Source organism: Celeribacter sp. (assembly GCF_048270365.1).
GTDB lineage: Bacteria > Pseudomonadota > Alphaproteobacteria > Rhodobacterales > Rhodobacteraceae > Celeribacter.
Genome location: NZ_JBLWTA010000019.1, coordinates 17,951 through 30,434, shown reverse-complemented (window position 1 = coordinate 30,434; position 12,484 = coordinate 17,951). Strand labels below are relative to the sequence as shown.

11 protein-coding genes are annotated in these 12,484 nt (G+C 61.0%); 3 read left to right on the top strand and 8 right to left on the bottom strand.

What is annotated here, in order from left to right; all coding sequences use genetic code 11:
* Positions 1–378: 378 nt before the first annotated feature.
* The 8 genes from ACN0X0_RS18745 to ACN0X0_RS18710 form a co-directional block, all read right to left on the bottom strand.
* Complete coding sequence (locus ACN0X0_RS18745) at positions 379–1,548, bottom strand: M20 aminoacylase family protein (RefSeq protein ID WP_417280419.1); 1,170 nt, start codon at positions 1,546–1,548, stop codon at positions 379–381.
* Between the two features lies 1 nt (position 1,549).
* Entirely contained in the window at positions 1,550–2,044 is a 495-nt protein-coding gene (locus tag ACN0X0_RS18740; protein WP_321366349.1) for an L-2-amino-thiazoline-4-carboxylic acid hydrolase, read from the bottom strand.
* Complete coding sequence (locus ACN0X0_RS18735) at positions 2,041–3,339, bottom strand: NAD(P)/FAD-dependent oxidoreductase (protein ID WP_417280418.1); 1,299 nt, start codon at positions 3,337–3,339, stop codon at positions 2,041–2,043. The genes ACN0X0_RS18740 and ACN0X0_RS18735 overlap by 4 nt, the downstream gene beginning before the upstream one ends.
* Complete coding sequence (locus ACN0X0_RS18730; protein ID WP_417280417.1) at positions 3,339–4,964, bottom strand: aminotransferase class V-fold PLP-dependent enzyme; 1,626 nt, start codon at positions 4,962–4,964, stop codon at positions 3,339–3,341. The genes ACN0X0_RS18735 and ACN0X0_RS18730 overlap by 1 nt, the downstream gene beginning before the upstream one ends.
* A gap of 9 nt (positions 4,965–4,973) precedes the next feature.
* Positions 4,974–6,620, bottom strand: a complete 1,647-nt coding sequence (locus ACN0X0_RS18725; RefSeq protein WP_417280416.1) for an ABC transporter ATP-binding protein — start codon at positions 6,618–6,620, stop codon at positions 4,974–4,976.
* On the bottom strand, positions 6,617–7,492 hold the full coding sequence (locus ACN0X0_RS18720) for an ABC transporter permease (RefSeq protein WP_417280415.1): 876 nt from the start codon (positions 7,490–7,492) through the stop codon (positions 6,617–6,619). Before ACN0X0_RS18720 ends, ACN0X0_RS18725 begins: the two co-directional genes overlap by 4 nt.
* Positions 7,489–8,478: an ABC transporter permease gene (locus ACN0X0_RS18715; RefSeq protein ID WP_417280414.1), complete on the bottom strand. Its 990-nt coding sequence runs from the start codon at positions 8,476–8,478 to the stop codon at positions 7,489–7,491. Before ACN0X0_RS18715 ends, ACN0X0_RS18720 begins: the two co-directional genes overlap by 4 nt.
* 78 nt (positions 8,479–8,556) lie before the next feature.
* Positions 8,557–10,152 carry an ABC transporter substrate-binding protein gene (locus ACN0X0_RS18710; protein ID WP_417280413.1) on the bottom strand — a complete coding sequence of 532 codons (1,596 nt, stop codon included), beginning with the start codon at positions 10,150–10,152 and terminating at the stop codon, positions 8,557–8,559.
* Between the two features lie 198 nt (positions 10,153–10,350).
* Here ACN0X0_RS18710 and ACN0X0_RS18705 point away from each other — a divergent pair, with 198 nt between their 5' ends.
* The 3 genes from ACN0X0_RS18705 to ACN0X0_RS18695 are packed head-to-tail and all read left to right on the top strand — an operon-like array spanning position 10,351 to position 12,466.
* Positions 10,351–11,061 carry an SDR family oxidoreductase gene (locus ACN0X0_RS18705; RefSeq protein WP_417280412.1) on the top strand — a complete coding sequence of 237 codons (711 nt, stop codon included), beginning with the start codon at positions 10,351–10,353 and terminating at the stop codon, positions 11,059–11,061.
* A gap of 23 nt (positions 11,062–11,084) precedes the next feature.
* A complete protein-coding gene (locus tag ACN0X0_RS18700; protein ID WP_417280411.1) occupies positions 11,085–11,957 on the top strand; it encodes a VOC family protein in 873 nt (290 codons plus the stop codon).
* Positions 11,954–12,466: an Lrp/AsnC family transcriptional regulator gene (locus ACN0X0_RS18695; protein ID WP_417263519.1), complete on the top strand. Its 513-nt coding sequence runs from the start codon at positions 11,954–11,956 to the stop codon at positions 12,464–12,466. Before ACN0X0_RS18700 ends, ACN0X0_RS18695 begins: the two co-directional genes overlap by 4 nt.
* Positions 12,467–12,484 lie beyond the last annotated feature (18 nt).

Sequence of the window (12,484 nt, the reverse complement as noted above, 5' to 3'; positions counted from 1 at the left end):
TCTGGCTCTGATGCAAATTACCTGGGTTGGTTTCATTTTTGATCTCTTCGGTGTCAATATGCCTCCCTCTGCCGTCGAGGCTCAAGGGGAGCATGAGGCATTGGGAGCTGTGGAAGGTAATCCACCTGCTCATCAGCGCGCCCCGCAGAGACGCCGTCATGGGTTGCTTTGAGATAATGGGATCCCGTTTCAAAGAACGCTAGAGCCGCGCGATGAGAATATTCTCATGCTGTCCATGAAGCGCGCGGCGGTTTCCCCTGTGCCTGCGCATGGCCAAAGATCTTTGAGCAGAACGGCCCATGATCGCGCCCATCAAACGGGGCGATCATGGGCCGTAAATATTGGCTTAGGCGGGCTGCCGAAGCAGCTCGGCAAGGTTTACCCGAGCGGCAATCTCTGACGCACCAAGGTTGTCCAATAGGAACTGCCCCACGCGATCACATCGTCGTTGAAATCGTATTTCGGGTGGTGCAGCGCTGCGGATGGCCCATTGCCGACATTGATCATCGCACCGGGCACCTCGTTGAGCATAAAGGAAAAATCCTCTCCGCCCAGCGTCTGCGGCATATCGAGGAACACGTTCTCGACGCCCGCCACCTCTTGCGCGGCCTTGGCGGCCAATTCGGTTTCACGCTCGTGGTTCACCGTCACCGGATAGTGGCGCAGGTATTCGGTCGTACCCACCGCACCATAGGCGGCGGCGATATTGCCGACCATGGCCGTCAAGCGCTCCTCGATCATGTCGCGCACCTCTTCGCGCAGCGTCCGCACTGTGCCGGTCAGGCTCACATCTTGCGGAATGACGTTGAACGCATTCCCGGCCTGAATGGTGCAAAGCGAAATCACCGCACTGTCGATGGGGTCCATATTGCGCGAGGTCAGCGTCTGAACCGCCTGCAACAGCGCCCCCGCGATGGGCAGCGGGTCGATGGTCTGTTCGGGACGTGCCGCATGGCCACCGCGCCCGGTGATGGTGATTTTCACCTCATCGACCGAGCCCATGATCGGCCCCGAGTTGATGGTGAACTGCCCGACCGGCAGGTTTGGACGGTTGTGCATGCCGTAGACCTCATCACAAGGCCAGCGGGTGAAGAGCCCGTCCTCGATCATCGCACGCGCCCCCGCGCCGCCCTCTTCGGCGGGTTGAAAGATCACAATTACCGTTCCATCGAACGCCCGGCTTTCCGCCAAATGTCGCGCAGCACCCAAAAGCATCGTGGTGTGACCGTCATGCCCGCAGGCATGCATTTTGCCCGGCACCTGCGAGGCGTAAGGCTTGCCGGTTTCCTCCACGATGGGAAGCGCATCCATATCGGCGCGCAGACCAATCGAGCGCCCGGATACATTGCTTTGACCCCGGATCACACCGACGACGCCGGTCTTGCCGATGCCCTCATGGACCTCGTCAACGCCCGCGGCGCGAAGTGCTTCGGCCACCTTCTGCGCCGTGCGTTCCACGTCATACAAAAGCTCGGGGTTCATATGCAGATCGCGGCGGAACTCCGTCAGATCGGCAACCTGTTTCGCGACCCAATTTTCGACAGCCATCTCAGGCCTCCTTCTTCATTCTGTAACGGAAATCGCAGTGGCTTGCACCTTTCATGATCGTCTGGGTCCGGGTCATTTCGATCTCCGGGTTGTAGCCGATGCAGAAATCACCATCGCGGTTGCAGGACAAAAGATGACCGATGTCGCCCAGCCCCATCTCCTGATACATCTCCGCGTATCGGCATTTCACCACGTTGAAATCCATCTTTTCTTCGGACATCTCAATCGTCTCGATTCTGAGCGCATCCTCGCGGGTCCAGTTCGGCTGGATCGCGGCGAAATCCGTCAGGTCGGGCGCGTGGCCCAGCTCTTCGGCCAGCATCTGGCCTTGTTCGATCGCCGATTTGGAACAGGCAGCCCCGATCACGGCCTCGGCCTCTTCGCGACCCGTGCGCTCGGTGATCACGTCGAGCACATGTTTGAGGATCATCGCCTCAATCCGGCGGCGCAGCAGGATCGGAACGTCGTTCAGGTCCATCTTTTTCTCTTCGGTCATAGGTTCACTTCCTTATGGTCCTGACGTTTGAGCCAGGCCAGATAGGTGGGGGCAAAGCGGCGCACAAATCCATGCACCGGGAAAGGATGCGGTTCTGTCACCGGCAGAGCCAGTTCGTCTTCGGGTTGGCCTGTGGCGGCGCGGGCCAACTCACGGCCCAAAGAGGTGCCAAGCGCGACGCCGCGCCCGTTACACCCGACCCAGGCCCAGCCATCAGGACCGAGTTTGTGAACACGCGGGAACCGGTCCCAGTTCATGCCGATATAGCCCGACCAGACATGGGTCATCTCAGGAACGCCCAACTCGGGGAAGGCCTCGGCGAGACTTTTCGCCGCTTTCTTACGCACGCGGTTGGCGACGTCAAAGGACCCCATCACGGCACCGCCGGTGATCAACCGATTGCGCGCATCATAGCGGAAAAACCGCAAATCCCCACGCGTGTCGGACACCGCCTGACGCCCCGGCAGGATTTTCTGACGCAGGTTGTCGCCCACAGGGGCTGTTGCCATTTGCCAGCTCAGAACCGGCACCACGGAATGCGCGATGCGGGGCGCCAGACGCGGGGCCAATTCGCCCGTGTAAGCGTTGGTCGCGAGGATCAGCGCACGGGCCTTGAGTGTGCCCTGCGCGGTCTTGATCACCCATTCTGAGCCGACGCGCTCATAAGACACCACGGGGCTGTCCTCATGGATCACCGCGCCCAGATGTTCCGCCACCCGCGCCATTTCGCGTGCCAAGGCCAGCGGGTTGATATGGCCGCCCGTCGGGTTGAACATGCCGCCGTACCAGAAGTCCGTGCCCAGAATGTCTGCACATTGTTGCGCGTCTTTCAACTCCGCCGGAAAGCCATAGCGCTGCCACGCATCGACCCGTTTTTGTGACAGTTTCACACGTCCGGGGCTATGCGCAGGTTGGAACCAGCCGTTCTGTTCCGCTTCTGCCTGCATGTCGAATTCGCGCACCAGATCAAAGAGCACATCGCCCGAGTTGCCGATCAGCCGCACCATGCGTTTGCCCGCCTCGCCATAACGCGAGACCCAGACATCGGGTTCGGCGGAGGTGAGGATCGGAATGACCTGACCGTTGTTGCGGCCCGACGCGCCCCAACCCGCGGCTGTGCCTTCGACAACAGTGACCGCATGGCCGCGTTTGCGGGCCTCGATGGCGGCAGACAGGCCGGTGAACCCCGCGCCGATCACGGCGACATCGGTTTCCTCGACGCCTGCGAGTGGCGCGGACAGCGGACGGTCTGGCGCGGTGGCGGCCCAGAGGGATTTGGGAAACTCGACAGACATCATGCGGCTCCTTCCGGGATCAAACCGGTGACTTCCTGCGGCAGCCAGAACCAGCGCAGCGCCTCTTCTTCGGCGGAGAGATCCGGCCCTTTGCAACAGGTCAGGGTTTTGGCAGTTTCGGCCAGAGCCTCAGCCTGCGCGAGACAGGTGGTGAAATCAGGCACTGTATCGGTGCTGGCGGCCTGCCCCTCCCACAGCGCGGAGAGCACGGAGGGGCAAGTGTCCTCAAACGCGGGCGTCGCGCGCCAAATGCCCTCGACGGCGTCCAATCGGTAATAGGTCAGCATGTCGAGACCGTGTTCTGCGACAAAGCGGATCGCGGCGGCGATTTTGTCCACATCCTCGTCCTCAAAGAACCAGTTCACCCCGAACCGCGCCCAGCCTGGGCGGAAGATCGAATGGCCATGCTGGACAGCGGCCTCATGGCGGGCGCTGGTCGTCAGGTCGATGTCGAGCAGAGAGTGACCGTAAGGCCCCGCACAAGAACAGCCCCCGCGCGCCTGAATGCCGAAGAGGTCATTGAGCAGCGCCACGACAAAGTTGTGGTGCAAGAGCTTGCCTTTGACGCGCAGATTAAACGAGAAAATCCCCAGACGCGGCACGTTGGACGGCCCCAAAAGCTCCATCCCCGGAATGGCGCGCAGCGCCTCTTCCATCCGGCGGGTCAGCACGGTTTCGCGGGCCTCGACACGGGCCTCGTCCATGTCACGCTTGAGCTGCATCACCATGCCGGCGCGGATGTTGTCGACGATGGCGGGCGTGCCGCCTTCTTCGCGATGCTCGGGATCGGTGATGTAGCTGTGGCCCTCAGACGTCACGTAGCTCACCGTGCCGCCGCCCGTCAGTGTCGGGCGCGCGGTGTCAAAGAGGCTGCGGTCTGCAATCAGCACGCCGGAGGCCCCGGGACCGCCGGGGAATTTATGCGGCGAGATCACGGCGGCGTCGATGCGGTCGCCTGCGCCCTCAGAGGTTGCCGAAAGCTCCACCGGCATATAGGGCGCGGCTGCGGCGAAATCGGCCACACAAAAGGCGTCATGCGCGTGGAGCAGCTTGGCGATGGCCCGCAAGTCGGTGCGCACGCCGGTGACGTTTGAGGCGGCGGAAAACGCGCCGATCTTAAGCGGCGCGTCGGCATGGGTTTTGAGGGCCTGCTCCAGCGCTTCAAGACAGATTGTGCCCGCCGCGTTCAGAGGAATGCGCACCAGTTCTGCGCCGCTTTCACGCCAGGGCAGATCGTTGGAGTGATGCTCATAGGGGCCGACAAAGACGACGCCCTCAGAGAGACCTTTCATCGCGAAGGCCCGCACCAGCTTGTCGACCGCGCCGGTCGCGCCAGAGCCTGTGAAAATCACGGCATGGTTTTCGTCCGCATCGACCGCCGTGCGCACCGCCTCGCGCGCCATTTCGCGCAGTTGCGTGGTGCGGCGCCCGACAAAGGAGGTCTCCGTATGGGTGTTGCCATAGTAAGGCAGTACATGGGTGCGGATCGCGTCCTCGATGAACCCAAGCGCGCGGCCGGAGGCAACATAATCCGCATAGATCAGCGCGCGGGGGCCGAAGGGGCCGGACATCGCCGCCCCCTCGCCGATCAGAGCGCTGCGGATATCTTTAAATTCCAGTGACATCATAAATCCTCAGGCGGCATCCGTGTGCAGCGACGGGGGTGTCCAGTCGCGGCCCGGAATGGAAGAGAGCAGGTTTTGCGTGTAGGGGTGCTGCGGGTTGGCAAAGACCTCGGCGGTGGGTCCGTGTTCGACGATCTCGCCCTTTTGCATGACGATGATCCGGTCACAAAGCTGGGCTGCGACGCGCAGGTCGTGGGTGACGAACAAAAGCGACAGGTTAAGCCGGTCGCGCAGGTCGGCCAAGAGCTTGAGCACTTGCGCCTGTACCGAGACGTCCAGCGCGGAGACGGGTTCATCGGCGACAATCACCTTCGGCTCCATCGCAAGCGCGCGAGCGATGCCGATGCGCTGACGCTGACCGCCGGAGAACTCATGCGGAAAACGGTTGGCAGCCGCAGGGGACAGCTCGACCAGCTCCAAAAGCCGCTTCGCATCCTCGCGGGCCTTTTTCGGATCGGCCCCATGCACGATAGGTCCCTGCGCGATGAGATCGACCACGCGTTTGCGGGGGTTGAGCGAGGCCATCGGGTCCTGAAACACCATCTGAATATGCTGACGCAGGGCGCGCAATTCTTTCGGCGTCGCGGCCAAAAGATCGGTGCCGTCCAACTCGACGGAGCCTTGGTCGCATTCCAGAAGACGCGTGACAATGCGCGACACGGTGGTCTTGCCAGAACCGCTTTCGCCCACCACGCCAAGGGTCTCGCCCTGACGCAGTTCAAAGGTCAGGTCCTTGACCGCCGTCACCGCTTTGCGTTTGCCCGAAAGCAATCCACCGCGTGCGGCAAAGGTCTTTTTCAGACCCGTCCCCTTCAGCACGACAGGCGCGTCAGAGGCGGCTTTGACCGGCGGCGGCGTCAGCGCAGGAACGGCGCCGATCAGCGCGCGGGTGTAGGGGTGTTGCGGGCGGTTGAGCACCGCATCCGTCGTGCCGCTTTCGACCAGCTCACCACGGCAGAGCACGGCCACCTTGTCGGCAATCTCCGCCACCACGCCAAAGTCGTGCGTGATGAAGAGAACCCCCGCGCCCTCTTCCTCCTGCAACTCACGAATGAGTTTGAGGATTTGCAACTGGGTCGTCACGTCGAGCGCCGTGGTCGGCTCGTCCGCGATGATCAGTTTCGGCGAGAGCACCAAAGACATAGCGATCATCACCCGCTGACGTTGACCGCCGGAGATTTGATGCGGGTAGGCGTTATAGGCCGACGCGGGCTCGGGGATGTGGACGCGCTCCAGCATCTCAAGTGCGCGGGCCTTGCGCTCCGCCTTGGTCATTTTGGTGTGGAGCCGCAGCACCTCGTCGATCTGCCAGCCCACGGTTTTCTGCGGGTTGAGCGCAGTCATCGGTTCCTGGAAGATCATCGAAATATCGGCGCCGCGCAGCTTGCGCATCTCGGCATCCGATTTGCCGCGAAGCTCTTCGCCCATAAAGCGGATCGCACCGCCGGTGACGCGCACATGCGGCTCCGGCAGAAGGCCCATGATGGCGCCCGCACAAAGCGATTTGCCGGAGCCACTTTCGCCGACAAGGCAGACAATCTCGCCCGCATTAATCGTTAGGTCGAGGCCTTCAAGAGCATAGGGACGGTCCGCGCCTTTGGGCAGGGAAATCTCCAACTTGCACAGATCGAGAACGGGAGGAGGTGTCTTGGTCATTTCTTCTGCCTCGGATTGAGCGCATCGTTGAGCCCTTCGCCCAGAAGCGAAAAGGACAGCACAGTCAGGATGATCGCGATACCGGGGATCACGGCGCAATAGGGCGCGGAGCGCAGCACGGCGCGGCCTTGGCCGATCATATTGCCCCAGCTTGCGTAGTTCGGGTCGCCCAGTGCGAGGAATGCCAGCGCGCTTTCCATCAGGATCGACAGCGCCATAATCACAGACGCGTACACCACGATGGGCGGCAAAGCATTGGGGAGGATTTCGCGGAAAATGATCGAGGTGTTCGACACGCCGAGATTGCGCGCGGCATCGACGAATTCCCGGTTTCGGAGCGACATGAACTCGGCGCGGACCATACGGGCGGGCGCGGTCCAGCTGACGATGCCAATGGCCAGCGTGATCCATTCGATCTTGGACCCCATGATGGCGACGAGCGTCAAAAGGAGGACAAAGTTCGGGATGGTCTGAAAGGCTTCGGTGATGCGCATCAGAACATCATCGACCCAGCCGCCGAAGTAGCCGGCGAGCGCGCCGATCACGACGCCGATCACGATGGCCACAAGCGTGGCGACCACGCCGATCAAAAGCGAAATACGCGCGCCGTAGAACACCCCGGAGAGCACATCGCGGCCCAACTGGTCGGTGCCCAAAGGCGTGGCCCAATTGACAAAGGGCGGGGTCAGGGGATCGCCCGCGCGACGCAGCGGATCGCCGGGATCAATGATGCCCGCCGTCAGCGCCATGAGCACGACGAGGACAAAGAGCACAAGGCCAAGCAAAGCGGCACGGTTGCGTTTGTAGCGGCGCCAGAACATGACGTAGCGCGGCGGTTCAGGGGGTGCGATTTCAGTGTCGGCGAGGGTCATGCGAGTTCGATCCGGCTGTCGAGACGTGCGTAAAGCAGGTCGGTGAGGAAATTGACGACGACAACGATGATGGCACACAGAAAGATGATGCCCATCAGCGTGTTCATGTCGCGCTGCACGACGGACTGATAGGCGAGCTGGCCCAGTCCCGGCAGGGTGAAGATGGTTTCAACCACGATGGAGCCGCCCAGTACGGTGGAGAACTGAAGCCCCAAAAGCGTGACCACCGGCAAGAGCGCGTTGCGCATGATGTGGTGGGTCATGAGGCGGCCCTCGCGGGCGCCCTTGGCGCGGGCGGTGCGGACATAATCGAGATCGGCCACTTCCATCACGGAGGCCCGCATCAGGCGCAGATAAAACGCCAGATAGATCAGAGACAAAGCGGTTGTCGGCATGATCAGGTGGCGCACCACATCCCAGACGTGATCCCAGCCGGTGTAGAAGGCGGCGATGGTTGTGATCCCGCCCACCGGCAGCCAGCCGAGCTTCACGGAGAAGACCAGCATGAGCATCAGAGACAGGAAGAACGAGGGCGTGGCGTAGAACACGAGGCCCAGCACCGAAATCAGGTTGTCGGTCGCGGAATAGGCACGGCGCGCAGCAATGGCGCCCAAAACGATCCCGGCGCAAAAGGCGATGCTCAAAGAGGCGGCCATCAGCATCAGCGTCGTGCCGAGGCGGTCCATCAAAACGGTCGCGACGGGTTGCTCATAGACAAAGGACCAGCCGAAATCGAAAGACGCCAATTTGACCATATAACGCCAGAGCTGCACCCAAACGGGTTGGTCAAGACCGTATTCGGCCCGAAGCCGCGCGATGAAGGCGGCATCTGCGCCCCCCATGTCGCCCACAAGCGCATCGACCGTGTCGCCGGGCGCCAGTTTGAGCAAAAGAAACGTGCCGATCATGATCAGGATGACCACGGGAATGGCCTGAACCAACCGCCTCAGCGCGTAAGTCAGGATCGGGGGCATGTGCAGTGTCATTGTCTTTGGATCCTTCGGGATCATGGGCAAATGTCAAAAGAGCGGGCGCGCAGGAACGACGCGCCCGCCAGTGTCAGATCACTGTTCGAGCCAGAGATCGTACCAGCTCGACGAGTTCCACCGCGGCGTGTTGTGGTGGTTGCGGAGCTTGGTCGAGGTGACGGAGATGAACGGGTGCTCGATCGCGAAGATCACCGGCAGCTCTTCCATCGCACGGGCCTGAATCTCGTGATACATTGCGGCGCGTTTCTCGACGTCCAGCTCGGAGGCCGCATCGTCGATCATCTGGTCGATCTCTTCACTCTTCCAACCGAACTGGTTGGTCCAGGGCGTGCCATTCGGCTGACCGGAGCGCAGCCACACCATGGTGGACACAGCTGGGTCAGAGCGGAACTGGTGCCAGCCGTTTGCAGTGTCGAAATCATGGTCGCGGTAGACGCCATTGAGGAACCCCGGCGCGTCGTTGGTGAGAATCTCGACATCAATGCCGATCTCTTTCATCGCCTGCGCGTAATATTCCGCCCAAAGCTGCGTGTATTCCCCCCAAGGCGCCGGACGGTGTTTCAGGTGAAAGCGGAAACCATCGTCCTGCACCGGATAGCCCGCTTCGTCGAGCATCTGCTTGGCGAGTTCCGGATCGTAGTCATAGGTCGGCACGTCGTCGGTGTAGTTGATGCCACCTGCGCTCGGCACCGGACCGCGCCCCGGTTTGGCAAAGCCATGCATGATCGTCTGGATCGCGTAGTCGATGTCCAAACCATGATACATCGCCTGACGCACTTTCAGGTCCGCGAGGATCGGATTGCGGTGATTGAATTCGACGGTCGAGTGGGCAACGTTGTTTTCATAGCCCATGGTGCCCACGTCAAAGCGATCATCCTCACCGAAGCGCGCCACATCGGCCATGGAAACGCCGATAAAGCCGGACTCATGCACTTCGCCCGCTTCCAAAGCGGCGGCGGCCGCAGATTTGTCCGTGATGAAACGCCAGACGATGCGGTCGAGATAGGGGTAGCCCTCACGCCAGTAGTCTTCGTTTTTCTCGGCCAAAACATATTGCCCGCGCTGATATTCGACGAATTTGAACGGGCCGGTGCCGACAGGGGCGGTGTTGTATTCGTTCTTCAGGATGTCGGTGCCTTCGAACAGGTGTTTCGGCACCGGATGACCCAGATCGGGCATGGCGGCGACAAAGAGTTCGAGCGGCATCGGTTTGGAATAGTTGAACACCGCCGTGTGCGGGCTCGGGCAATCGACGCTTTCAAGGTTGGCCTGAAGCGCGGAGGAATAGTTCAGCAGCTCTTTCCAAAGCTCCATCGCCGAAAACGCCACGTCGTCACAGGTGAAGGGTTCGCCATCGTGCCAGTTCACGCCTTCGCGCAGCTGTACCGTGATCGCCAGACCGTCGTCGGAGCTGGACCATTCGGTCGCCAGCACCGGCTCGTAGCCCTCATAGCTTTTGTCGATCAGCGGCTCCATGATCTTGCCGGTGATGTTGTACACCCCGGTGGACGCGCGCAGGCCCGGATTGAGGATGCGCTGTTCAGAAATCATGTGGATGACGGCGGTGCCGCCTTTTTGGACCTCTTCCTGCGCTAGGGCCGAGAAGGCCACGGAACTCAGAGCCCCGGTCATGGCGAGCGTCAGCCCCGCCTGTTTCATCGTCAAACTCATCTTTTCTGGTTCTCCCGGTCAAGTTTTTGCCCTCTATCGGGCCTGTGCGGACGTTTTGCCCCCTCACCTGAGTGTAGCATGACGCATTCGTCAACATCAAAAACCAACTTTTAATACAAGATTGGAAAAAAATTCTACACAATGATTAAATATTGGTGCTAGCATCCTCATTAAAGCGACAACACTGGGACAGAACATATGACAAAAACTGCATGGATCACCGGCGCGGGCTCCGGCATCGGCGCGGCCATGGCAAAAGGCTTTGCAGAGGCCGGTTATCGCGTAGCACTGACCGCGCGCGGGCGCGACAGCCTCGAGGCCGTGGCCGCCACCCTGCCCGACCCAGAGGCCGCTTTGATCCTGCCCGGTGATGTCACCGATCGCGCGGGCATGGCGGAGGCCGCCGAGACCATCGTGGCGTGGTCCGGCGGGCTAAATGTTCTGTGCAACAACGCCGGTCTCAACATTCCAAAACGCAGCTGGGCCGATCTCGATTGGGACAGTTGGGACAGGGTGATCGACGTCAACATCACCGGCGCGCTCAATGTGATTGCCGCCTGCCTGCCGATCATGCGCACGCAAAAGGACGGTGTGATGATCCACACCTCAAGCTGGGCCGGGCGGTTTCATTCACCGGTCAGCGGCGTGGTCTACGGCGCGTCGAAACATGCGCTCTCCGATCTGTCGCTGAGCCTCAACGACGAAGAGGGCAAGAACGGCATTCGTTCCACCGCGCTTTGCCCCGCCGAGGTGGCGACCCCGCTTTTGGCGAAACGCCCCGGTTTTGACGCAGAGAAAATGGCCGCGATGATCCAGCCCGAAGATATGGCGAAGACCGCGCTCTTTGTGGCGGAGATGCAGCCCGGCATTTGCCTGCCCGAAATTGTCCTAAGCCCCGTTCGCACGTAACGCATAGATAAAGAGACACGCACATGACCCATCCCGGCTCCCATCCCGTTAAAGGCATCGACCATTGTTTTGCCCTCGTCGACGATCTCGACCACGCCGCCGCACAATATAAAGCGCTTGGATTTACCCTCTCGCCGCGCGGCACGCATTCCGCCGCCAAGGGCACGGCAAATTACACCATCATGTTCCCCGACGATTATTTCGAGCTTTTGGGCGTCGTCACCCCGACCGAGTTGAACGCCTCCCGGCGCGAGATGTTGGCCACGATGGGTCAGGGGCTTCATGCTATTGCCTGTCGCATCGACGACGCCGAAGCCGCCGCCGAGGCTTTGGGAAATCTCGGCATCGCCACGCAGGGGCTTGGCAGTTTTTCGCGTCCGGTCCCCCTGCCCGACGGCTCCGAAGGCCTCGCCGCTTTTTCCACCGTCAGCTTTACCACGGATGAGACCCCATTCGGCACGGTGTTCATGTGCCAACACAAAACCCGTGAGACGGTGTGGATTCCGGAGCTTTTGGAACACGCCAACACCGCCTGCGGATTGGACGCCGTGCTTGCGATCTCCGAGACGCCCGAAGAGGACGCCCCGCGGTTTGCCCGGCTTTGGGCCGAGGGCACCGTTCAGACCGAGGACGGGCTCACGACCATCACGACAGGCCCCAATTCTGCGCCGCTCATCCTCGCGACGGCGGCGCGCATGTCCGCTCTTTATCCCGGGATCGACATCTCTGGCACGACCAAGGGCGCGTTCACGGCGCTCCGCATCAAAGTGCGCAGCCTTGAAACACTGCGCGACTGCCTTAAAGATGCGAATGTAAAGATTTGTGACACCGCCTCCGGCCTGGCCGTGGGACCCGAATTTTCAGCCGGTGTAATTTTGGAGTTTGTTGCCGCATGACAGAGCCTCGCCCCCGCAAAACCGGATCGAAACCGATCGAAAGCATGACGTTCGACGAAACCGATCAACGCATTCTGGAAATCCTTCAACAGGACAGCGACACGCCGATTCAGGCCATTTCCGAAGCGGTGGGCCTGTCGACAAACCCATGTTGGCGGCGGATCAAGCGGATGGAAGAGGCCGGCGTGATCAAGAAACGCGTTGTCCTCGTGGATCAGATCCGCGCCAATGTGCCCCTGACCGTGTTCATCGGCGTCAGCACCTCACGCCACGAGATCGATTGGCTCAACACCTTTCGCGAGCTGATCGATGAGATCCCGGAAGTGGTCGAAGCCTACCGCCTCACGGGGACTGTGGATTACATCCTCAAGGTCGTGGTGGCAGATATGGCCGCCTATGATGCGGTCTATAAACGCATGATTCAACGGCTTGAGTTCAGCCAGGTGAATTCCATGATCTCCATGGAAGAACTGAAATTCACCACTGCCATTCCAACAGACCATTTGTAATGAGCGGCACCGCGGTCC

Bases quoted from the DNA above. Each gene is read 5' to 3' on its own strand.
- ACN0X0_RS18745 (WP_417280419.1), bottom strand. From the start codon at position 1,548: ATGGCTGTCGAAAATTGGGTCGCGAAACAGGTTGCCGATCTGACGGAG.
- ACN0X0_RS18740 (WP_321366349.1), bottom strand. From the start codon at position 2,044: ATGACCGAAGAGAAAAAGATGGACCTGAACGACGTTCCGATCCTGCTG.
- ACN0X0_RS18735 (WP_417280418.1), bottom strand. From the start codon at position 3,339: ATGTCTGTCGAGTTTCCCAAATCCCTCTGGGCCGCCACCGCGCCAGAC.
- ACN0X0_RS18730 (WP_417280417.1), bottom strand. From the start codon at position 4,964: ATGTCACTGGAATTTAAAGATATCCGCAGCGCTCTGATCGGCGAGGGG.
- ACN0X0_RS18725 (WP_417280416.1), bottom strand. From the start codon at position 6,620: ATGACCAAGACACCTCCTCCCGTTCTCGATCTGTGCAAGTTGGAGATT.
- ACN0X0_RS18720 (WP_417280415.1), bottom strand. From the start codon at position 7,492: ATGACCCTCGCCGACACTGAAATCGCACCCCCTGAACCGCCGCGCTAC.
- ACN0X0_RS18715 (WP_417280414.1), bottom strand. From the start codon at position 8,478: ATGACACTGCACATGCCCCCGATCCTGACTTACGCGCTGAGGCGGTTG.
- ACN0X0_RS18710 (WP_417280413.1), bottom strand. From the start codon at position 10,152: ATGAGTTTGACGATGAAACAGGCGGGGCTGACGCTCGCCATGACCGGG.
- ACN0X0_RS18705 (WP_417280412.1), top strand. From the start codon at position 10,351: ATGACAAAAACTGCATGGATCACCGGCGCGGGCTCCGGCATCGGCGCG.
- ACN0X0_RS18700 (WP_417280411.1), top strand. From the start codon at position 11,085: ATGACCCATCCCGGCTCCCATCCCGTTAAAGGCATCGACCATTGTTTT.
- ACN0X0_RS18695 (WP_417263519.1), top strand. From the start codon at position 11,954: ATGACAGAGCCTCGCCCCCGCAAAACCGGATCGAAACCGATCGAAAGC.